13 protein-coding genes and 6 pseudogenes are annotated in these 21,916 nt (G+C 62.7%); 16 read left to right on the forward strand and 3 right to left on the reverse strand.

Annotated elements, in window-relative coordinates:
* The first annotated feature begins 182 nt into the window (after positions 1-182).
* The 7 genes and pseudogenes from tig to ACUDAL_RS07125 all read left to right on the forward strand — a co-directional run bounded on the left by tig (position 183) and on the right by ACUDAL_RS07125 (position 9,857).
* Positions 183-1,550 carry a trigger factor gene (gene tig / locus ACUDAL_RS07095; protein WP_444677640.1) on the forward strand — a complete coding sequence of 456 codons (1,368 nt, stop codon included), beginning with the start codon at positions 183-185 and terminating at the stop codon, positions 1,548-1,550.
* Between the two features lie 87 nt (positions 1,551-1,637).
* Positions 1,638-2,258, forward strand: a complete 621-nt coding sequence (clpP, locus tag ACUDAL_RS07100) for an ATP-dependent Clp endopeptidase proteolytic subunit ClpP (protein WP_444677641.1) — start codon at positions 1,638-1,640, stop codon at positions 2,256-2,258.
* A gap of 76 nt (positions 2,259-2,334) precedes the next feature.
* Positions 2,335-3,612: an ATP-dependent Clp protease ATP-binding subunit ClpX gene (gene clpX / locus ACUDAL_RS07105; protein WP_444677642.1), complete on the forward strand. Its 1,278-nt coding sequence runs from the start codon at positions 2,335-2,337 to the stop codon at positions 3,610-3,612.
* Between the two features lie 141 nt (positions 3,613-3,753).
* A pseudogene (gene lon / locus ACUDAL_RS07110) lies at positions 3,754-6,158 on the forward strand (endopeptidase La).
* A gap of 176 nt (positions 6,159-6,334) precedes the next feature.
* Positions 6,335-6,607 carry an HU family DNA-binding protein gene (locus tag ACUDAL_RS07115; protein ID WP_444677643.1) on the forward strand — a complete coding sequence of 91 codons (273 nt, stop codon included), beginning with the start codon at positions 6,335-6,337 and terminating at the stop codon, positions 6,605-6,607.
* 198 nt (positions 6,608-6,805) lie between these two features.
* The gene (locus tag ACUDAL_RS07120; RefSeq protein WP_444677644.1) at positions 6,806-8,620 is read left to right on the forward strand and encodes a SurA N-terminal domain-containing protein; all 1,815 of its coding nucleotides are present in this window, start codon (positions 6,806-6,808) and stop codon (positions 8,618-8,620) included.
* A 193-nt stretch (positions 8,621-8,813) separates the two neighbouring features.
* On the forward strand, positions 8,814-9,857 hold the full coding sequence (locus tag ACUDAL_RS07125) for a CobW family GTP-binding protein (protein ID WP_444677645.1): 1,044 nt from the start codon (positions 8,814-8,816) through the stop codon (positions 9,855-9,857).
* A 62-nt stretch (positions 9,858-9,919) separates the two neighbouring features.
* On the opposite strand, the gene ACUDAL_RS07130 is transcribed toward ACUDAL_RS07125, so the two are convergent.
* Entirely contained in the window at positions 9,920-10,681 is a 762-nt protein-coding gene (locus ACUDAL_RS07130) for a UDP-2,3-diacylglucosamine diphosphatase (RefSeq protein ID WP_444677646.1), read from the reverse strand.
* Positions 10,682-10,753: 72 nt separating this feature from the next.
* Positions 10,754-11,263: a peptidylprolyl isomerase gene (locus tag ACUDAL_RS07135; protein WP_444677647.1), complete on the reverse strand. Its 510-nt coding sequence runs from the start codon at positions 11,261-11,263 to the stop codon at positions 10,754-10,756.
* A 172-nt stretch (positions 11,264-11,435) separates the two neighbouring features.
* Between ACUDAL_RS07135 and ACUDAL_RS07140 the strand changes: the two genes are divergently transcribed.
* The gene (locus ACUDAL_RS07140; protein ID WP_444677648.1) at positions 11,436-13,145 is read left to right on the forward strand and encodes a glutamine--tRNA ligase/YqeY domain fusion protein; all 1,710 of its coding nucleotides are present in this window, start codon (positions 11,436-11,438) and stop codon (positions 13,143-13,145) included.
* Position 13,146: 1 nt separating this feature from the next.
* Positions 13,147-14,538, forward strand: coding sequence for a cysteine--tRNA ligase (cysS, locus tag ACUDAL_RS07145; RefSeq protein WP_444677649.1), 1,392 nt, complete (start codon positions 13,147-13,149; stop codon positions 14,536-14,538).
* A 285-nt stretch (positions 14,539-14,823) separates the two neighbouring features.
* On the opposite strand, the pseudogene ACUDAL_RS07150 reads toward cysS, so the two are convergent.
* Positions 14,824-15,549 (reverse strand): annotated as a pseudogene (locus ACUDAL_RS07150) (DUF1853 family protein); the annotation flags it as partial.
* Between the two features lie 146 nt (positions 15,550-15,695).
* Between ACUDAL_RS07150 and osmF the strand changes: the two are divergent.
* The 7 genes and pseudogenes from osmF to ACUDAL_RS07185 all read left to right on the forward strand — a co-directional run bounded on the left by osmF (position 15,696) and on the right by ACUDAL_RS07185 (position 21,911).
* Positions 15,696-16,606, forward strand: a pseudogene (gene osmF / locus ACUDAL_RS07155) (glycine betaine ABC transporter substrate-binding protein OsmF).
* A gap of 3 nt (positions 16,607-16,609) precedes the next feature.
* Positions 16,610-17,461, forward strand: coding sequence for an ABC transporter permease (locus tag ACUDAL_RS07160; protein ID WP_444677650.1), 852 nt, complete (start codon positions 16,610-16,612; stop codon positions 17,459-17,461).
* Positions 17,462-17,496: 35 nt separating this feature from the next.
* Positions 17,497-17,565: pseudogene (locus ACUDAL_RS07165) on the forward strand (hypothetical protein); the annotation flags it as partial.
* Positions 17,566-17,769: 204 nt separating this feature from the next.
* Positions 17,770-18,709: pseudogene (locus ACUDAL_RS07170) on the forward strand (ABC transporter ATP-binding protein).
* On the forward strand, positions 18,706-19,470 hold the full coding sequence (locus tag ACUDAL_RS07175; protein ID WP_444677651.1) for an ABC transporter permease: 765 nt from the start codon (positions 18,706-18,708) through the stop codon (positions 19,468-19,470). The pseudogene ACUDAL_RS07170 and the gene ACUDAL_RS07175 overlap by 4 nt, the downstream one beginning before the upstream one ends.
* Before the next feature lie 236 nt (positions 19,471-19,706).
* Positions 19,707-20,932: pseudogene (locus tag ACUDAL_RS07180) on the forward strand (thiamine pyrophosphate-dependent dehydrogenase E1 component subunit alpha).
* A 1-nt stretch (position 20,933) separates the two neighbouring features.
* A complete protein-coding gene (locus ACUDAL_RS07185) occupies positions 20,934-21,911 on the forward strand; it encodes an alpha-ketoacid dehydrogenase subunit beta (RefSeq protein WP_444677652.1) in 978 nt (325 codons plus the stop codon).
* The last annotated feature ends 5 nt before the right edge of the window (positions 21,912-21,916 follow it).

The following is a 21,916-nucleotide window of genomic DNA, read 5'->3' on the forward strand; positions in this document are numbered from 1 at the left end:
GCTGTGCTTCGTTTCTTCCTGTCATTTTCCCTTAAATTTCCGTTTTCTCATTGCTAAGGCGCCTTGCAAAGCGGCGCAATGCCCCCATCTACAGGGGAATGCTTGCCAGCGCAGGGTGGGATTCTTAAAATCTCTCCTTTGACCTTACACGCTTTCAACCGAACGCCCCCAGAGGACAATTCATGCAAGTTTCCGTCGAAACGACCTCCCAGATTGCACGCCGCGTCACGTTTCAGGTGCCGGCTGCAGAGGTCGACGAAGCCGTCGAGGCCCGCCTCAAGGACACCGCGAAAAACGTTCGCCTGAATGGCTTTCGCAAGGGTCGGGTGCCCATGACGGTGGTGCGCCAGCGTTACGGCCAGGACGTGCGCAATGAAGTCGTGGGCGAACTGATGCGTGAGCGCTATGTGCGTGCCATCAGCGAGGAAAACCTGAATCCTGCCGGCTTCCCCAGCATCGAGCCGACCGTCAATGAGTCGGGCAAGGATCTCGAGTTCGTCGCTTCGCTTGAGGTCTATCCGGAGATCGAGCTCGCTTCGATCGAGGGTACCGAAGTCGAGCGTCCCGTGGTGGATATCTCTGACGCCGATCTCGATGAGATGATCGAGACGCTGCGCAAGCAGAACGCCAGCTGGGAAGTGGTCGAGCGTGCCGCGGAAGATGGCGATCAAGTCAAGATCGACTTCAAGGGTTTCCTTGGCGATGAGCCTTTCGAAGGCGGTAGTGCTGAAGGGCACGACCTGGTGTTGGGCTCTGGCAACTTTATTCCCGGCTTCGAGGATCAGCTGGTTGGCGCCAAGGCGGGTGAGGAGCGCGAGCTCAAAGTGACCTTCCCCGAGGACTACCAGGCCCAGCACCTTGCCGGCCAGGAAGCCACCTTCCAGGTCAAGGTGCATGAGGTCAAGGGCCGCGCCTTGCCTGAGCTCGATGAGGCATTTATCCAGCGCTTCGGAGTGGAAGGCGGTGATGTCGATAAATTCCGTGCCGAAGTGAAGAAGAACATGGCGCGCGAGGCCAAGCAGGCGGTAGACAACCGTCTCAAGCAGCAGGTGCTCGAAGCGCTGAAGAAAGCCAATGACGTACCGGTCCCGCAGTCTCTGGTGCAGCAGGAAACCGACGCCCTCAAGCGTCAGGCGGCCCAGCAGTTCGGTCTCGGCGAGGATTTTGACGTTTCCCAGCTGCCCAATGAGCTGTTCTCCGAGCAAGCCAAGAGCCGCGTTCAGGTTGGCCTGCTGCTGGCCGAGGTGATCAAGGCCAACAACCTCGATGCCAGCGACGATGATGTTCGCGCCAAGGTCGAGGAGCTTGCCGAGCAGTACCAGGAGCCCGAGCAGGTCGTCGAGTACTACATGAGCAACAACCAGCTCAAGACGCAGGTGAAATCGGCTATCCTCGAAGAAAAGGCGGTGGACCAGCTGCTGGCACAGGCAAGCGTCAAGGATGTTGAGATGACCTACCAGCAGGTGCTGGCGGCGGCTCAGCAACAGGCGGACCAGGACGAGCAGGATGAAAACGCCGAGGCGGAAGAAGCTCAGGAAGCCAAGAGCTGACACGCCTTGCCGCCGTGCTCGCGAGGAGCTGCGGGCGCGGCGGAGCGTCACCCGCTTCCATTCATCGGATGCAAGGACATCACATTGATGAGCAACGAGTTCGAGACACAAAACGCCGGCGGCCTGGTGCCGATGGTAGTGGAGCAGAGCGCGCGCGGAGAGCGGGCCTATGATATCTACTCCCGTCTGCTGAAGGAGCGGGTGATCTTCATGGTGGGGCCGGTGGAAGACCACATGGCCAACCTGCTGGTGGCTCAGCTGCTGTTTCTCGAGTCCGAGAATCCGGACAAGGACATCCACCTTTACATCAATTCACCGGGCGGCTCCGTCACGGCGGGGATGTCGATCTACGACACCATGCAGTTCATCAAGCCCGACGTGTCCACCGTTTGTATCGGTCAGGCTGCCAGCATGGGTGCGCTGCTGCTGGCGGGTGGCGCAGCGGGCAAGCGCTACTGCCTGCCCAATTCACGCATGATGATCCATCAGCCGCTGGGCGGCTACCAGGGGCAAGCCTCGGACATCGAGATCCACACCCGCGAGATTCTGGGTATCCGTGACAAGCTCAATCGTATTCTGGCGCACCACACCGGGCAGGATATCGAGACCATTGCCCGCGATACCGATCGCGACAATTTCATGAACGGCAGCCAGGCGGTCGAGTACGGTCTGATCGACGCCGTACTGGATAAGCGTCCTGTATCCTGATAGCGTGATCCAGTACGCCCCTACTTAAAGTGATTCATTGGCGGTCCCTGGCCGCCAAAGCGACAGAGGTACGCGAATGGCCGACGGCAAAGGCAAGGGCGAAGGCGGCAAGCTGCTTTATTGCTCGTTCTGTGGCAAGAACCAGAACGAAGTCAGGAAGCTGATAGCAGGCCCGTCCGTCTATATCTGCGACGAATGTGTCGATCTTTGCAACGACATCATTCGTGAGGAAGTTCTCGATGCCGACGCCGAGAGCGATGAGGAGCGCCTGCCGGTTCCGCGTGAGATCCGTCGCACCCTGGATGACTATGTGATTGGCCAAGACCGAGCCAAGACGGTGCTGTCGGTGGCGGTCTACAACCACTACAAGCGTCTTCGGGCAGGGGTGAAGGGCGACGACGTCGAGTTGGGCAAGTCGAACATCCTGCTGATCGGGCCGACCGGCAGTGGCAAGACGCTGCTGGCAGAAACCATGGCGCGCCTGCTCAACGTACCTTTCACCATCGCCGATGCCACTACGCTGACCGAAGCGGGCTATGTGGGTGAGGATGTTGAGAACATCATCCAGAAGCTGCTGCAGAAGTGCGATTACGATGTCGAGAAGGCCCAGCGCGGCATCGTCTACATCGACGAGATCGACAAGATCTCACGCAAGTCGGACAATCCGTCGATCACACGAGATGTCTCTGGTGAAGGCGTGCAGCAGGCGCTGCTCAAGCTGATCGAGGGGACCACGGCCTCCGTGCCTCCCCAAGGTGGGCGCAAGCACCCGCAGCAGGAGTTCGTGCAGGTCGATACCAGCAACATCCTGTTCATCGTGGGTGGTGCCTTTGCCGGGCTCGACAAGGTCATTCGCGATCGCGCAGAGAAAGGGGGCATCGGCTTCAGCGCTGTGGTGAAGAGCAAGGATGAGACCAAGGGCGTGGGCGACCTGTTGGCCGAGGTCGAACCTGAAGACCTGGTCAAGTTCGGCTTGATCCCGGAATTCGTGGGGCGGCTGCCGGTCATTGCGACCCTGACCGAGCTCAACGAGGACGCGCTGATCCAGATCCTGACGGAGCCCAAGAATTCGCTGGTCAAGCAGTATGCCAAGCTGTTCGAGATGGAGGGCGTCGAGCTTGAATTCCGTGAGGACGCGCTGCGTGCGGTGGCCGCCAAGGCAATGACGCGCAAGACGGGTGCTCGTGGCCTTCGCTCCATCCTGGAATCCGTCTTGCTTGATACCATGTACGAAATTCCTTCCATGGAAGGGGTGACCAAGGTCGTGATCGATGCGTCGGTGATTGCCGGCGAAAGCGAACCGCTGCTGATCTACTCGCAGCAGGAGCAGCGCGTCGACGGGACTGACGGCTGAGCCCAGGCAATGCCATGGAAAGCCAATGCTGAGGGGCCGCCTGGCGGCCCGCGCCATGTCTGGCAGTGTCATCCTTGCATTCAGGCGCCTTCGCCCCCATTCCCTTCCGTAACCATTTCGATTCGTTGAGGTACGTCTGCGATGTTGCAGAACGCTGAACAGACCTTGAGTCTGCCCCTCCTGCCGCTGCGCGACGTGGTCGTGTATCCGCAGATGGTCATACCGCTGTTCGTCGGCCGGGAGAAGTCGATTCAGGCGCTCGATGCCGCTATGGCGGCAGACAAGCGTGTACTGCTGGTCGCCCAGCGCGAGGCCGGGCATGACGATCCCGATGCAGACGACCTCTTTACGATCGGCACCGTGGCGGAGATCATGCAGCTGCTCAAGCTGCCTGATGGTACGGTCAAGGTATTGATCGAAGGGGTATCCCGAGCCGACCTGCGTGAAGTTCGCCATACGGACGACGGCTACAGCCTGGCAATCTCGGTTCTGCGAGATAGCGAGCCGTTGAGCGAGCGGGAGCAGGAGGCGCTGGTACGCGTCCTGCTCAATCAGTTCGAGCAGTACGTCAAGCTCTCCAAGAAGGTGCCCAACGAGGTTCTCAATTCGCTATCCGGCATCGAGGATCCGAGCCGTCTCGTCGATACCGTCTGCGCCCATCTGTCACTGAAGATCCACGACAAGCAGCAGCTGCTGGAAATGGACCGGGTTCGCGATCGAGTCGAGCATCTGATGGCCCTGATCGAATCGGAAATCGACTTGCTGCAGGTCGAGAAGCGCATTCGCTCGCGGGTCAAGGATCAGATGGAGAAGTCCCAGCGCGAGTATTACCTGAACGAGCAGATGAAGGCCATCCAGAAGGAAATGGGTGAGCTGGAGAATGTGCCCAACGAGGCGGAGAAGTACGAAAAGGCCATCGAAGCCTCGGGTATGCCCAAGGAAGCCCGCGACAAGGCCACCCAGGAGCTGAGTAAGCTCAAGATGATGTCGCCGAACTCAGCGGAAGCCACGGTGGTGCGCTCCTACCTCGACTGGCTGGTCTCGGTGCCCTGGAAAAAACGTACCCGCGTCAAGCACGACCTGATTCATGCGCATAAGGTATTGGACGAGGACCATTACGGTCTCGATGAGGTCAAGGAGCGGATCCTTGAGTACTTGGCGGTCCAGAAGCGCGTCAAGAAGCTCAAGGGGCCGGTACTCTGCCTGGTCGGGCCCCTGGCGTCGGCAAGACCTCGCTCGGTCAGTCGATAGCGCGCGCCACGAATCGCAAATATGTGCGCCTGGCCTTGGGTGGGGTGCGTGATGAGTCAGAGGTCCGTGGTCATCGCCGCACCTATATCGGCTCACTGCCGGGCAAGCTGATTCAGCGCATGAGCAAGGCCGGGGTCAAGAACCCGCTGTTCTTGCTCGATGAAATCGACAAGCTGGGCATGGACCATCGCGGTGACCCAGCGTCGGCATTGCTGGAGGTGCTGGATCCCGAGCAGAACGACAAGTTCAACGACCACTACCTCGAGCTGGATTACGACCTGTCGGAGGTCATGTTCATCTGCACGGCCAATTCGATGAACATCCCGGGGCCGTTGCTTGACCGCATGGAGATCATCCGTCTACCCGGGTACACCGAGGACGAGAAGCTCGCGATTGCGCGTCGCTACCTGGTGCCCAAGCAGCTGGCTGCGAACGGCTTTGAAGCTGGCGAACTCGATTTCGAAGAAGAGGCGCTGCTGGAGCTGATTCGCTACTACACCCGGGAAGCGGGTGTGCGTGAGCTGGAACGCCAGATCGCCAAGGTGTGCCGCAAGGTGCTGCGCGAGCGGTTGGAGCAGGAAGGCAAGGGTGCTCAGGCGCCTGCTCAACTGGCGGCTGACGACATCGAGGCCTATGCTGGTGTGCGTCGCTACAGCTATGGCCTGGCCGACAAGGAAGATCAGGTTGGGCGTGTCACAGGGTTGGCCTGGACCTCGGTGGGTGGGGAGTTGCTCAACATCGAGTCGGTGGTCACTCCTGGCAAAGGGCGCATCAACAAGACGGGCTCGCTGGGCGATGTCATGAAAGAGTCCGTGAGCGCTGCCCATACCGTGGTAAGGGCGCGCGCCGAGTCGCTGGGGATCGACCCGGAGCGGTTCGAGAAAGAGGATCTGCATATCCATGTTCCCGAGGGCGCGACGCCGAAGGATGGACCCAGTGCAGGCATCGCTATGGTGACGGCGATGGTATCGGCCTATACCGGACGCCCTGTGCGCTGCGACCTGGCCATGACCGGTGAGGTCAATCTACGTGGCGAGGTCATGCCGATAGGAGGCTTGAAGGAGAAATTGCTGGCCGCACGGCGCGGTGGTATAAAGGTCGTGCTAATTCCAGAGGAGAATCGCCGGGATCTCAAGGAGGTGCCGGACAATATCAAGGGTGCTCTGGATATTCGTCCTGTGCGATGGATTGACGAGGTGCTCGAAGCGGCATTGGCCAAAAGGCCGGTGACAGGTGGAGATGAGTCTCGAGCCGATGAAACCGCAGCTACTACCTCGATGATCAGCACGCATTAAAGGTATTTTTCGCATCATGCCAGGGTGAAAACCCTGGCATGGCGCGGTTTGGCGCCGCAAGTTGCTTGACACATCTTTTGCAGCATTGCTATAAATTGCAGCCATGCTGTGATCGTGTTGCCGGGCAAAAGGTATGCCGATTAGAGCCATTTCCTGAAATAGTCAAGGGGTGAAGTGTGAACAAATCCGAGCTGATCGAAGCCATTGCCGCGACTGCTGATATTCCGAAGGCGGCTGCGTCACGTGCACTTGATGCCATGGTGGACACCGTCACCGAAAGCCTCAAGAAAGGTGACACCGTCTCTCTGGTGGGGTTTGGTACCTTCTCCGTCAAGGAGCGTGCTGCACGCACCGGGCGTAACCCGCAGACCGGCGAGCCGATCCAGATCAGCGCCGCCAAGGTGCCCACCTTCAAGGCCGGCAAGGCGCTCAAGGACTCTGTCAACTGAGCGAATGACGTTGCACGAAGGCTGCCTGGCATGGGGCCGGATTCGACAACGGTTATACAGGGCGCATCGCTTTGGCGATGCGTTTCTTTTTGATGTGTCGGTAAGTCGCGTCGCGTCCCGCTGGCCATGGCCCTGAAGGTGCCTGCCCCATTATAATGTCGCGCGTCTGCCACCCAACCATCATCAGCAGAGGCCTGCATGCTGCAAAGTATACGTGACCGCTCCAGAAGCTGGGGTGCAAAGATCATCGTGGGCGCCGTCGTGGTGACCATGGCCCTGTTTGGCGTCGAGTCCCTGGTTGGGCTGTTTGGTGGCGGTGGGGATGAGGTCGCCAAGGTGAATGGGCAGTCCATCACCCGTCAGGAACTCGAGATGGAAGTGCAGCGTGCCATCCGTTCCGGGCAGGTGCCGCCTGAACAGGAGCGTGCGCTGCGCGGACAGATACTGGACGAGATGATTGGTGAGCGCCTGCTCGCCTCTTTTGCCAGCGATGGTGGCCTGCATCTTTCCGATGAGCAGCTCGACCAGGTGATCGTGACCCTGCCTGAGTTCCACAACCAGAATGGCCGTTTCGACGCGGACCTGTTCCGAAACCGCCTTGCCAGTGCAGGCTATTCGCCTGCTTCATTCCGAGCAGCGCTGCGTGTCGATCTCAAGCGACAGCAGCTGCAGCAGGGGCTGGCCTTCAGTGAGTTTACCCTACCCGGTGAGCGTGAAACCCTGGCCAACCTGCAGGGGCAGTCCCGCAGCTTCCGCTACCATGTGCTCCATGCCGACGACCTGCCCTTGGCGGTGGACGTGAGCGAAGAGGACCTGCAGCGCTATTACGACGCCAATGCCGAACGCTACCGGCGCCCCGAGCAGGTCCGCCTTGAGTATGTGATCATCGATCGCCAGGAAATGGCGGCGCAGGTCGACGTGAGCGACGAGGCGATCCGCCAGGCCTGGGAGGCGCGTGGCCAGGATGCCGACCGGCGTGTATCGCACATCATGGTGGGGTTTGGTGCCGAGCGTGATCGTGAACAGGCAGCCGCTCGTCTGGAAGAAGTTCGCCAGCGCCTGGCGCAGGGCGACGCCTTTGCCGACCTGGCGCTGGAGTACTCCGAAGATCCATCCACTGCCGAGCAGGGCGGGGATCTTGGTGTGATCAGTCGTGGCTTCTTCGGGGATGCCTTCGACGAAGCTGCCTTTTCACTGAGGCCTGGTCAGGTATCCGGCATCGTCGAGAGCAGTGGCGGTCTGCACCTGATCCAGGTTACCGATCTCGATCAGCCACCGCTCGAGGAGATGCGCGATGAGCTACAGCGCGATCTCGCCCTTGGCGAAGTTACATCGGCCTTCCATCAGCGCGTTCAAGCCTTGATCGACGAGAGCTTTGCCGCCGACGACCTGCAGAGTGTGGCAGACAGCCTTGGCTTGTCCTTGCGCGAAAGTGACTGGGTGTCGCGTGAGGGCGGCCAGGGTGTGCTGTCCGAGCCAGGCGTGATGAGTGAAGCGTTTAGTGAAGACGTCCTTCGCGAGGGTTTCAACAGCGAGGTAATCGAGCTGGATGAAGATCGTCGCATGGTCCTGCGTGTGGCCGAGCATCGTGAAGCCATGGTGCAGCCGCTCGACGAGGTGCGCGACCGCGTGCTGGCCGAAGTGACGCGGCGCAAGCAGCACGAAGCCCTGCTGGAAGTGGCACGTGAACGTGTCGAGCAGCTGCGCGCTGGTGAATCACTGGATTTGACCTGGCAGCAGGTCAGTGGTGCCACGCGCCAGCAGAGTGATGTCCCGCGGCCGGTGCTTCAGGCGGCCTTCCGCCTGCCGCAGCCGCAGGCGGGCCAGCCGGTTTTCGGGCACGTGAGCGAGAACGGCCGCGTAGTGCTGATTGCTCTGGACCAGGTTCAGGAAGGTGAATCCGACCCGCAGGTCGAGGAATTTGTGGCTCGCATGGCCGAGCAGTTGCGCGCTCAGTCGGCGGTGCAGGCCCTGCAGCAGCATCTGCGTGAAACGGCTGATATTCACCGCTAAGGGATGAGTGGGATGGTAGGGGGCGTCAGGCGGCGCCTCGCTTTTCTTTGATGAGAATTTATACCGTTACCTTCACTTGGGTTCTCTTAGTACACCTCACTAGTCATGCCTCGTCTTCGCGCTCGCTACTGAAGCACAGCGCGGCTCTGCCTTTAATGGTATTGTGTAACATTATTTGGAAAGGGTTGGACGTATGAATAAGGCACCGCTCACTGCCATTCCTGTGCACCTCATTACGGGATTTCTGGGTGCCGGCAAGAGCACGGTGATTCAAGGCATGCTCGCACAAAAGCCGGCAGCCGAGCGCTGGGCCATTCTGGTCAATGAATTCGGCCAGGTGGGGATCGATCAAGCGCTTTTCGATGAGCGCGATGATGTCGTTGTCGAGGGTCTGCCCGGAGGCTGCCTTTGCTGCCAACTGGCCTTTGTGCTTCAAGCTACGCTCGTCAACCTGTTGCACCGGCATCGCCCCGACCGCTTGATCATCGAGCCTTCGGGCCTGGGTCATCCTGCGGGTGTGCTTGAACTCCTTCGTGGTGAAGCATTTCGTGAGGTGCTGGAGCTGCACGACGTGATCACCGTATTAGATCCGACACGCCTGGGCGAGGCGCGTGTGAACGAGCATCCTACCTTTCGTGACCAGTTGGAGATGGCAGACGGCGTGGTGATCGCCAAGGCGGACCTAGCCACGGCGGAGCAGCTCGATGCCGCCCATGCCCTGGCGCGAGATCACTGGCCGCTGCGTCGTTGGGTGATAGAGGTGACCCATGGCGCCTTTCCCATTGCCTTGTTGCTTCAGCCGCATGCCGAACCGGCGTGGCAAGCGAGAGTAGGCCATGAGAATACGGCTCATCGTCAGCTGCGCGCGCAGGCGTCGAAAGTGGTCATGTTGGAAGATTGGGCGCCAGCCATGCCGCAGCCAGGCTCACCGACCTTCGAGCAGGGAGCTGCGCTGGGCTACACCACGCTTGGCTGGCGCTGGTCGCCTTACGAGGTGTTCGATCTCGACCGACTGACGCTGCTACTCGGCTCATTGCCCGCGGGGCTTCGCATCAAGGGTGTGCTGCATACGGATAGCAGCTGGGTGCGCTATAACCGCGGAGGAGGCGCCGCCTGCCTCGAGCCCAGTGCCTGGCGCCAGGACTCTCGTCTGGAGGTAATCGGCGAAGACGGCACCATTCCGGATGCGCATTGGCTTGCTGAAGCTCTGCAGCAGTGTGTGATAGAGCAGCCTTGAGCCCGACAGGCACCGGGGCGAGATGTCGGGCACGGAACAGTAGGCTTGTTATGGTGGCGCCGTTAGAGCGAAAAGCAGCGCAGCTCCGGTCTGCCATTGCCTTCCACCAGCACTTCCCACCCCTGGTCGGCTTGCCAATCGCCAAGCACGATGCGCTGTGCGGGCTCGCCGTCGAGTTCGAAATCGTGCTGGGCCGGGCGATGCGTGTGGCCGTGGATCAGGGTCCTCACACCGTAGTCGCGCATCACGCTCAGCACCTCTTCCGGCGTAACGTCCATAATGGATTCGGCCTTGTTCGAAGTGGCCTCGCCCGACTGCTGGCGCAGTGCGGCCGCAAGCATTTGCCGGTCGGCCAGCGGCATGGAAAGAACTTGCGCCTGCCAGTCAGGATGACGTGCCTGCTCGCGAAATGCCATGTAGGCCTTGTCGCGGGTGCAAAGGCTGTCGCCATGCATCAGCAGCACCGGGGCTCCGCCGAGATTCAGCACCGCGGGGTCTGACAGCAGCTTGGCGCCTATGGCGCTGGCAAAGCGTGAGCCTAGCAGAAAGTCGCGGTTGCCATGCATGAGATAAATGGCCGTGCCGCCATCGGCAAGCGAACGAAGGGCACGGGCAACGGTTAGGGCCAGTTCGGCATTGCCGGTAGGGTCCTGGTCCGCGTGGTCGAGCAGGTCGTCGCCGATCCAGGCTTCGAAGAAGTCGCCCAGGATATAGAGCGCGTCGGCACCCTGTGCGCGTTCGTCCAGCCAGCGCAGGAAGCCTTCGGTCACTGCGGGGGCGCCGGGGTGCAGGTGCAGGTCGGAAATCAGCAGCGTCCTGCTCATTGACGAGTCTCCATGGCGCTTGTAAGTTCAGCCGCCGGGCGGAGCCCGGCGGCCTCGGTCGGGGAATGCCGTTTATTCCGCAGCTTCTTCTTCTTCGACATAGGCGCGCTGGATGACCACGTCCTCGGCCGGTACATCGGCATGCATGCCGCGGCGGGTGGTAGCAACGCCCTTGATCTTCTCGACCACTTCCTGGCCTTCTACCACTTCGCCGAACACGCAGTAGCCCCAGCCCTGGATGCTCTTGCCACTGTGGTTGAGGAAGTCGTTGTCCGCCACGTTGATGAAGAACTGAGCTGTGGCGGAGTGAGGGTCCTGCGTCCGGGCCATGGCGAGGGTGCCGGCCAGGTTCTTCAGGCCGTTGTCAGCCTCGTTCTCTACCGGCTCACGCGTCGGCTTCTGGTTGAATTCCTGGTCGAAACCGCCGCCCTGGATCATGAAGCCATCGATGACGCGGTGGAACAGCGTGCCATCATAATGACCGTCACGAACATACTGCTCGAAATTGGCCGCAGTCTTAGGAGCCTTGTCGTGATTCAGCGCGACTTTGATGTCGCCGAAGTTGGTCTGCAGAATAATCATCCATCTTTTCCTGTACGAGAGCACGCCTTGGCGCCGTGCATGGGCGTGACGCTATAATAGCCGTTTTGCATCGATGCGCGAAGCGCGTCGGGTTGGCGCCCCCTTAGCCAGTGGCGCCCCCGGCCTTGCCATCCTGCAGTATGCAATCCAACCAGAGGTTTGCCGCATCCTTATGACCACCGAAACCGCCAGCGCGCCAAATTTCATTCGTAACCAGATTCGCGAGGAGATCGAGGCCGGCCGTGCCGACAGGATCGTGACCCGTTTTCCGCCGGAGCCCAACGGCTTCCTGCACGTGGGTCACGCCAAGTCGATCTGTCTGAATTTCGGTCTGGCCGAGCAGTTCGGTGGAGATTGTCACCTGCGCTTCGACGACACCAACCCGGCCAAGGAAGAGCAGGCCTATATCGATGCGATCAAGGAAGATGTCAGCTGGCTCGGCTTCGAGTGGGCCGGCACGGTGCGCTACGCCTCGGATTACTTCGAGCAGCTCTATGCCTGGGCCCAGCACCTCATTCGCGAGGGCAATGCGTACGTCGATGACCTGTCGCCGGACGAGATCCGGGAATACCGTGGCACCCTGACCGAGCCAGGGCGCCCGAGCCCCTGGCGCGAGCGCAGCGTGGACGAGAACCTCGATCTGCTCGAGCGTATGCGCGCCGGTGAATTCAACGAAGGTGAGAAGGTGCTGAGGGCCAAGATCGACATGGCTTCGCCCAACATCAACCTGCGTGATCCGATCCTTTACCGTATCCGCCATGCGCGCCATCACCAGACCGGCGATGCCTGGAAGATCTATCCCTCTTATGACTTTGCCCACGGCCAGTCGGACGCTATCGAAGGCGTGACCCATTCCATCTGCACCCTGGAGTTCGAGGACCATCGCCCGCTCTACGAGTGGTTCCTCGCCAACCTCCCGGTGCCGGCGCGCCCGCGCCAGATCGAATTTGCGCGCCTGAACATGAATTACACCCTCACCTCCAAGCGCAAGCTCAAGCTGCTGGTCGATGAGGGCATCGTTGACGGCTGGGATGACCCCCGCATGCCGACCCTGTCCGGCATGCGCCGGCGCGGCTATACCCCTGCGTCGATCCGCAAGTTCTGCGAAATGATCGGTGTGACTCGTGCCGACGGTGGCCTGGTCGATATCGCCATGCTCTACCATGCCATTCGGGCGGATCTGGAGGACAACGCGCCGCGTGCCATGTGCGTGCTGAAGCCGCTCAAGGTGGTGCTGACCAACGTGCCGGAAGACCACGAGGAGGTCTATGAGGTGCCTGGCCATCCGGCTCGCGAAGACATGGGCATTCGCCGCATCCCCTTCACTCGGGAGATCTACATCGACAGCGACGACTTCATGGAGGCGCCGCCCAAGAAGTTCTTCCGCCTGGCGCCGGGCCAGGAGGTGCGGCTGCGCAACAGCTACGTGATTCGCTGCGATGAGGTGGTCAAGGATGAGGCCGGGGAGATCGCCGAGCTGCGCTGCTCGGTGGATTTCGACACCTTGGGCAAGAACCCTGAGGGGCGCAAGGTCAAGGGCGTGATCCACTGGGTCAGCGCGACCCATGCGGTGCCGGTGGAGGTTCGCCTCTACGACAACCTATTTCTGGTCGAGCAGCCTGACAAGGACAAGGACGCCGATTTCCTCGAGCACCTCAACCCCGAGTCGCTTGAGGTCTGCCAGGCGATGGGCGAGCCGAGCCTGGCCGGAGTCGCGCCGGAGTCGCGCTTCCAGTTCGAGCGTATGGGCTATTTCTGCGCCGACCGACATGCCTGCCGCGACGGCAAGCTGGTGTTCAATCGCACCGTTGGACTGAAGGACAGCTGGGCCAAGATTCAGAAGAGCGATGGCCAGAAAAACGATGGCCAGAAGAAGGGCTGACATGCAGATCTACAACACGCTGACGCGCCGTAAGGAGCCCTTCGCACCGATCGAGCCGGGAAAGGTGCGCATGTACGTCTGCGGCATGACCGTCTATGACTACTGCCACCTGGGCCACGCCCGGGTGATGGTGGCCTTCGACGTGGTGACCCGCTACCTGCGCTGGCGCGGCTACGACGTCACCTACGTGCGCAACATCACCGACATCGACGACAAGATCCTGCGGCGTGCCGACGAGAACGGCGAGAGCATTGCCTCGCTGACCCAGCGCATGATCGCCGCCATGCACGAGGACGAGGCGCGTCTGTTCGTCGAGCGCCCTAGCCACGAGCCCCGGGCGACCGGGCATGTCGGCGAGATCATCGCCATGGTCGAGACCTTGATCGACAAGGGCTATGCCTATGCCGCCGCCAACGGCGACGTCTACTATCGGGTGCGCAAGTTCGAGGGCTACGGCAAGCTCAACAACCGGAACCTCGACGAAATGCGTGCCGGTGCTCGCGTCGAGGTCGATGAGCACAAGGAAGACCCGCTCGACTTCGTGCTGTGGAAGGCGGCTAAGCCGGGGGAGGCGAGCTGGCCCTCGCCCTGGGGCGACGGGCGTCCCGGCTGGCACATCGAATGCTCGGCCATGTCCAAGTGTTGCCTGGGCGAGACCTTCGATATCCATGGGGGCGGCCCGGACCTGACCTTCCCCCATCACGAGAACGAGATCGCCCAGAGCGAGGCCGCGAACAGCAAGCCGTTCGTCAATACCTGGATGCATGCCGGTGCGGTGCGGGTGAATCAGGAGAAGATGTCCAAGTCGCTGGGCAATTTCTTTACCATTCGTGAAGTCCTCGAGCGTCACGACCCCGAGGTGGTGCGCTTTCTGCTGGTGGCCAGCCACTATCGCAGCCCGATCAACTATGCCCCCGAATCCCTCGCCGAGGCGCGCAAGTCGTTGGAGCGTCTCTATACTGCGCTAGAGGGCGTAGTTATCGATGGCGGAGAGGTAGACAGCCGCTTCGCTGAGCGCTTCGTCAGCGTGATGGACGATGATTTCAATACGCCCGAGGCACTTTCGGTGCTGTTCGACCTGACCCGCGAGCTGAACCGGTCAAGGAAGGAAGCGCCTGACCAGGCGCCTGCCCTTGCCGCTGAGCTGCGTCGACTGGGCGGTGTGCTGGGGCTGTTGCAGCAGGAGCCGGCGGCTTTCCTTCAGGGCAACCAGGTGGCCCTGCCGCTGCCGGAGGCCGAGATCGAAGCCAGAATCGCACGGCGGGCCGAGGCCAAGCAGGCGCGCGACTTCGCTACCGCCGATGCCATTCGCGATGAATTGGTCGCCCTCGGCATCGTGCTCAAGGATTCCCGTGAAGGCACGAGCTGGATCTACGAAGCCTCGCGCCAGTGAAGGGAAGGGGCAGGGACGGTCAGTGACCGCCTGTTGCGCCCGGCTTCGGCCGGGCGCAGTGGTTTTGGCGCAAGCCAGCGGTCTCGAGTCAGGCCAGCGGACGAGGAGGCAGCGGCACCTGCAATGGCCAGCTGGCATCCACCACGAACAGCCTGCGGTGGCCTGCGCCATGGCTGGCGTGGCCGAGCAGGGCGATCTGGACCGGTGAGGCGGAACGTAGAAGTGCTCTGCCAGGCGTGCCTCGATGTCACGCAGGGGAAGAAAAGCCTCATTGCGCGGCAAGGCCAGCCAGTGAGGCTTGGCCAGCCAGGCCGCGCGCGTCTGGGCGGGTAGCCCATCGCGCAGGGTGCGCCAGGCCGGCCAGTGCAGCCACTGGCCGCGCAGATGGTCGGGGCTCGCCTCACGAGGCGAAGGCAAGTCACCAAGCCAGGGGTAGAACAGCACGCCCGGCATGGCCATCTGGGTGCGAATGGGGGCTGGTTCAGGCGGGCCGAGGTCGCGGGGATGAATGAGCTGCTGGATGGTCGTGCGAGCCTCGGGTTGGCCGGTCAGGCGCAGCTGGTGGCGGACCAGGTGTTCGCGCTTGGTGGCCAGGCTATCGGCGCCGCCGGGGCCGATCCAGCGTGATGGGTCCGATGCCGTGCCGGGGCCTTCCGGCAGGCCCAGATAGAACTTGATGGCCACTTCGAGGTGCACCAGGCCAGGATCGTCGCGGCGGCGGTAGAGCAGGTCGAGCTCGCCCAGGGTGCGCTTGCCCTGGTGGACACGCAGGTTGCTGGCCAAGAGGCGAGTGCCCGGTGCGGTATCGAGCAGGTGCTGCCAGAGGCGCTCGTGATAATGTCCCATGCGACCGGAAGCGGTATCGCCGACGCGACGCTCCAGCGCCTGCGGGTTGGCTTCTTGTGATGCGAGGAAGTCGCGCAGCCGAGCGGGCGCCGCCAGGCCCAGGGTTTCCTGTCGGGGCGCCCCGGCCAGGCGGTGGTGATGAGGTCGGGTGTCAGCACGATCCACGCCAGGTCGCGTACCAGCGGATGATGGCAAAGGCTGAGCAGGCGGGCAGCGTCGTCGGACATGGGGACTCCGCGTTGAGATCGGGTCTGACAGTCAAACTGTACACGCCTTATACTCTAGTGACATTCACAAGGGAGGGTGATGACATGAGACGCGTCTTGTCCGGCCTGGCTGCCTTTGCGGCGGGCTCCATGCTGCTGGTCAGTGGCACGCAGGCCAACGATAGCGTGACGGTGGCCTCGAAGATCGATACCGAAGGGGCGGTCTTGGGCCAGCTGATCATCCAGCGGCTGCAGCAGGGCGGAATCCAAACCGAAGACAGGCTGCAGCTGGGTGCCACCAATATCGTTCGCCAGGCGCTGCTGAGCGGCGAGATCGATCTCTATCCGGAGTACACCGGCAATGGCGCCTTCTTCTTCGACATGACCGACAGCGACGTCTGGCACGACGCCGCGCGCGCCTACGAGACGGTTCGTGAACGGGATGCCGAGAATGACTTGGCCTGGCTGACGCCAGCACAGGCCAATAATACCTGGGCCATGAGCGTGCGCGGCGACCTGGCGCGTGAGCATGGGCTCGAGAGCCTTGATGACCTCGCCCGCTATCTCGCCGAAGGCGGTGAGTTCAAGTTTGCCGCCAGCGCCGAGTTCGTCGATTCGCCACAGGCGCTGCCTGCCTTCCAGCAGGCCTATGGCTTCGAGCTGAGCGGGGATCAGCTGCTGGTGCTTTCGGGGGCAATACGGCCGCCACCATGCGCGCCGCCGCCCAGCAGACCAGCGGCGTCAACGCGGCGATGACCTACGGCACCGACGGCGGCCTCCATGCGCTGGACCTGGTGGTGCTGGAGGATACGCGTGGCGTGCAGCCGGTCTACCAGCCGGCGCCCGTGGTGCGCCAGGAGGTGCTCGAGGCTCATCCCGAGATTGCCGAGCTGCTCAGACCACTGTTCGAATCCCTGGACCTGGAGACCCTGCAGGCGCTGAATGGCCAGGTAGCGGTGGAAGGGCGCGACCCGCGCCAGGTGGCCGAGGAGTACCTGGCCGAGCTGCGGGAGTGAGGCGTGATTGAAGGCAGGCAGGCACCCAACTGGGTGCTGGTGAGCCTTGCGCTGATGGCGTTGCTGGCGTGGCTCTCGCTCGATGCGGTCACGGTGGCCGCCAACCGGATCGTGCCCGGTATCCCCCAGGCGGCGCTGACTGTCATGGGCGGCTGGCCGGCGCTGCTGCTGGCCTTGCCGCTGCTGGCCGTGGTGGTTCTGGCCTGGCGGCCCGACCGCCGGAGCCTCTGGCTGGCGCTGGCCGCCGTGATGGCTGTGCTGCTGCTGCTGCCGTTCTGGCTGTCGGCGGCGGCCTCCACGCTGGTGAGCCCTGACCTGCCCCAGGCGCGTATCGGTATCGGCACTTCGTTCTGGCTGCTGAATTTTCTGCTGTTGCTGGCCATGATCGAGCTGCGCACCCGCCTCGGGCTGTCGCGGCCACAAGGCTGGCTGCTGCTGCTTCCCGTGGTGCTGGCCTGGTGGCTGGCGCTGTCCCTATGGCTTGAGCCGCTGGCGCTGAATCGCGAGTACCAGGCGCGCAGCGAGCAGTTCATGGCGGCGCTAAGCATGCATCTCCGGTTGGTGGGTGCGGCGGTCGGCGCAAGCCTGCTGCTGGCTGCGCTGCTGGTCATGCTCATGCGCCGCCATGCCGGCGCCCGCAAGGCGGTATTTGCAGTGCTCAACGTCGTGCAGACCATTCCCAGCCTGGCGCTGTTCGGCCTGTTGCTAGCGCCGCTGGCCTGGCTTGGCGCCCGGGTCGACTGGCTGGGTGCGCTTGGGGTGGGCGGTATCGGCTGGGCGCCGGCCTTTCTCGCCTTGCTCGGTTACAGCCTGCTGCCCATGGTGCGCAACCTTTTGTGGCCCTGGAAGGCGTAGAGCCTGCCGTCATCGAGTCCGCCTGCGGCATGGGCATGAGCCAGCGCCAGGTGTTCTGGCAGGTGCGCCTGCCGCTGGCGCTGCCGGTGGTGCTGGAGGGCGTGCGCATCACCACGGTGCAGGCCATCGGCCTGACGGCGGTGGCGGCGCTGATCGGCGCGGGGGCTCGGTACTTTCATCTTTCAGGGACTGGGGCAGGCGGCCATGGACATGGTGCTCCTCGGGGCGTTGCCGATCGTCGTGCTGGCCCTGCTGGCGGACGCCCTGCTGGGCGCCTTGACCGACTACCTGCGCCCAGGAGGGGCTGGATGATCGAACTTTCAGGGGTCACCAAGCGCTTCGGCGACACCACGGCGGTCAATGCTGTCACGTTGAGCATCAAACCAGGGCAGCTGTGCGTGCTGGTGGGCACGTCGGGCTGCGGCAAATCCACCACCCTGCGCATGATCAACCGGCTGATTGCGCATGATGAAGGTGAGATTCGCTTGGATGGCCAGCCGGTAGGCGAGTTTGAGGAGGCGCTGCTACGCCGCCGCATCGGCTACGTGATCCAGAGCACGGGGCTTTTCCCTCACTGGACAGTGGCACGCAATATCGGCGTCGTGCCGCGGCTGCTCAAGTGGCAGCGCCAGCGGGTCAGGGAGCGCGTCGAGGAATTAATGCAGCTGCTTGGGCTGCCGGTGGAAACCTTTGCCGACAAGTACCCGCACCAGCTGTCGGGCGGTCAGGCCCAGCGCGTCGGCGTGGCCAGGGCGTTGGCGGCGGATCCCGACATTCTGCTGATGGATGAGCCCTTCGGGGCGCTGGACCCGATCACTCGGCGCACCCTGCAGCATGAAATGCTGACGCTCCAGGCGCGGCTGCGCAAGACCATCGTCTTTGTCACCCATGATATGGATGAAGCCCTGGCGCTGGCCGACCAACTGGTGGTGATGGATGCCGGGCGGATCGTGCAGCAGGGGCTCCCATCGAGCTGCTGCGTGAACCGACCAGCCCTTTCGTGGAGTCGCTGCTGGGGGCCAGGATCGCGGCCTGAAGGAAGCGGCGCTGCTGAGGGTCAAGGATCGCATGCTGCCGCTGGGGCCACGGCTGCTCGCCAGCGAGCGCATCGACCTGGAGGCGCCGCTCAGCCAGGCGCTGTCGGTCATGCTGTGGCACCGCGTCGACCGGCTGACCGTGGTCGACCGTGACGACCTGCCAATCGGCGAGCTGTCGCTGCGTCGGCTGCTCGGAGCCAAGCCGGGATGAGCGCCAAGGTCACCGAGACGCCGCGCGTCGTACTGAGCCAGGGCCTGCAGCGCTGGGCGGTGCCGCTGGGGTGGCTGCTGGCACTGCTGGTGCTCACCTTCGGCATGGCACAGTTCGAAGCGCTGTTTCGTTTCATCGAGCCCCACAGTCGGGCCGTAATCTATCCTCGCGCCAGCTTCGCTGCGTTGCTGGGGCAGCATGTCCTGGTGGTGGCTTTCTCGTCGCTGCTGTCGATCCTGCTGGGAGTAGGTGCTGCGGTAGCCGTTACGCGCCCGGCGGGTCGCGACTTCCTGCCGCTGGTGTCGCAGCTCGCTTCCATCGGCCAGACGTTTCCTCCCGTGGCGGTACTGGCCCTGGCCGTGCCGGCGCTGGGCTTCGGTACCGTTCCCATCATTGTCGCGCTGGTGCTGTATGGGCTGCTGCCCATCGTGCGAAATACCCTGGTCGGTATTGGCGGGGTGAGCCAGTCGGTGCATGAAGCGGCGCGCGGCATGGGCATGACCCGGCGGCAGCGGCTGCTGCAGGTAGAGCTGCCGTTGGCCGCTCCGGTGATCCTGGCCGGCATTCGCACCTCGGTCACCATTAATATCGCCACCGCCGCGCTTGGCGCCACGGTGGGTGCCAGCAACTTGGGCGATCCGATCATTGCCGGCATTGTCAACAACAATACGGCCTATATCGTTCAGGGTGCCCTGCTCATCGGCCTGCTCGCTCTCACCGTCGATAGCGTGTTCGAGCGACTCGTCACGCCGCGGCGTTGAGCGCCGCCCGGCACAGGGAGTTTGTTTACAAAAGCCACAAGATTTCCCGCCTTTCTGCCGAATAGGCAGAATTTCCAATGTCAAAGGGGATGCGTTTGGTCGCATCTTACGTTAACGTCAACCTTTCCAGCGTTGGCGGACTGCTGGGAACGACCTCTGGCAGCCCACGCCATTTGCGTCGACACTGCCCTCAAAAGGGGCGGTTTTCCTCCTGCCACCACCCAAGGACCAGGATGATGACAACAACACACGACATCCACACGCCACGCTTCATGGTTGGCGATGAACTGCATATCCCCACGTTCCGGCTGCTCAGGCAGGATGGAACCCTGCACGAGGAGGCCGATGCGCCCGACCTCGATGAGGAAACGGCGCTCCGGATCTACCGTGCCATGCTGGCCACCCGGGTGCTCGACGAGCGCATGATGGCCGCGCAGCGCCAGGGCCGGCTGTCGTTCTACATGCAGTGCACCGGTGAAGAGGCCGCCGTGATCGGTGCCACCGCAGCGCTGGAAGATGCCGACATGATCATGGCGCAGTACCGAGAGCAGGGCGCGCTAGTCTACCGTGGCTTCAGCTACGACGAGTTCATGAACCAGCTGTTCGGCAACGAGCTCGATTACGGCAAGGGTCGCCAGATGCCGATCCACTATGGGTCGCGTAAGCTGCACTACATGACCATCTCGTCCCCGCTGGCCACCCAGATCCCCCAGGCGGCAGGCTATGCCTATGGCCAGAAGCTGGCCGGCGAAGGGCACTGCACCATTACCTTCTTCGGAGAAGGGCCGCCTCCGAGGGCGACTTCCACGCCGCGCTGAACATGGCGTCGGTGCACAAGGTGCCGGTGATCTTCTTCTGTCGCAACAACGGCTACGCCATCTCCACACCCGCAAGCGAGCAGTTCGCTGCCGACGGCATCGCACCGCGGGCCTTCGGTTATCGCATGCATGCGATCCGTGTCGACGGCAACGACGTCCTGGCGGTCTATCGTGCCACCGAGGAGGCGCGCCGCATTGCGGTGGAGCGCAACGAACCGGTGTTGATCGAGGCGATGACCTATCGGCTGGCGGCTCACTCCTCGTCGGACGACCCGTCCGGCTATCGTTCCCGCAAGGAGGAGGAGGCCTGGCGCGAGAAGGACCCCATTTCACGCATGAGGGCGTGGCTGCTGGACCAGGGCTGGTGGAGCGAAGAGGAGGAGAAGAACCTGCAGGAGACCCTGCGCCGCGAGGTGCTCGACACCATGAAGCGTGCCGAGAAGCGGCCACCGCCGCCACTGGAGTCGCTGGTGACAGACGTCTATGCCGACGTGACGCCGGCGCTGCAGCGCCAGCTCGATGGCCTCAAGCGCCATATCCGCAAGTATCCGGATGCCTACCCGAAAGGCGCGCGATCCCTCGACCCGGATGTGCGCGACACCCAGCCAGATGCCACCGCTGGCGACGACCAGGGGAGAGCCTGAGATGCCCAAGATGAACATGCTGCAGGCGATCAACAACGCGCTGGACATCGCCATGGCCGAGGACGACAAGGTACTCTGCTTCGGCGAGGATGTGGGAATCTTCGGTGGGGTGTTCCGCGCCACCAGTCATCTGCAGGAAAAATACGGCAAGGCTCGCTGCTTCAACACGCCGCTGGTGGAGCAGGGCATCATCGGCTTCGCCAACGGCCTCGCCGCCCAGGGCTCGGTGCCGGTGGCCGAGATTCAGTTTGCCGATTACATCTTTCCGGCCTTCGACCAGATCGTCAACGAGTCGGCCAAGTTCCGCTTTCGCTCCGGTGACCTGTTCAACGTCGGTGGCCTGACCATCCGTACGCCCTATGGCGGCGGGATTTCCGGCGGTCTCTACCATTCCCAGTCGCCGGAGGCCTACTTCGCACACACGCCGGGGCTGAAGATCCTCGTGCCGCGCAACCCCTACCAGGCCAAGGGGCTGCTGCTCTCGGCCATTCGCGACCCTGATCCGGTCATCTTCTTCGAGCCCAAGCGCCTCTACCGTGCCGCGGTAGGCGAAGTGCCCGAGGAGGACTACCAGCTGCCCATCGGCGAAGCCGAGGTGACCAAGGAGGGCAGCGACGTCACCGTGCTGGGCTGGGGCGCCCAGATGGAAGTGATCGACCGCGCCGTGGAACTGGCCGAGAAGGACGGCATTTCCTGTGAAGTCATTGACCTGCGCACCATCATGCCGTGGGACGAAGACACCGTGGTCGAGTCGGTGCTGAAGACCGGACGGCTGGTGATCACCCACGAGGCGCCGCGTACCGGTGGCTTCGCCGCCGAGATCGCCGCTACCGTCCAGGAGCGCTGTTTCCTGTACCTGGAATCGCCTATCGAACGGGTGACGGGGCTGGATACGCCTTTCCCGCTGACGCTGGAAAAGGAGTACCTGCCCGACCACCTGAAGATCTTCGAGGCGATCAAGGCATCCGTGGCGTACTGACGCCC

It is taken from the genome of Halomonas sp. E19 (assembly GCF_052439355.1).
Lineage (GTDB): Bacteria > Pseudomonadota > Gammaproteobacteria > Pseudomonadales > Halomonadaceae > Halomonas.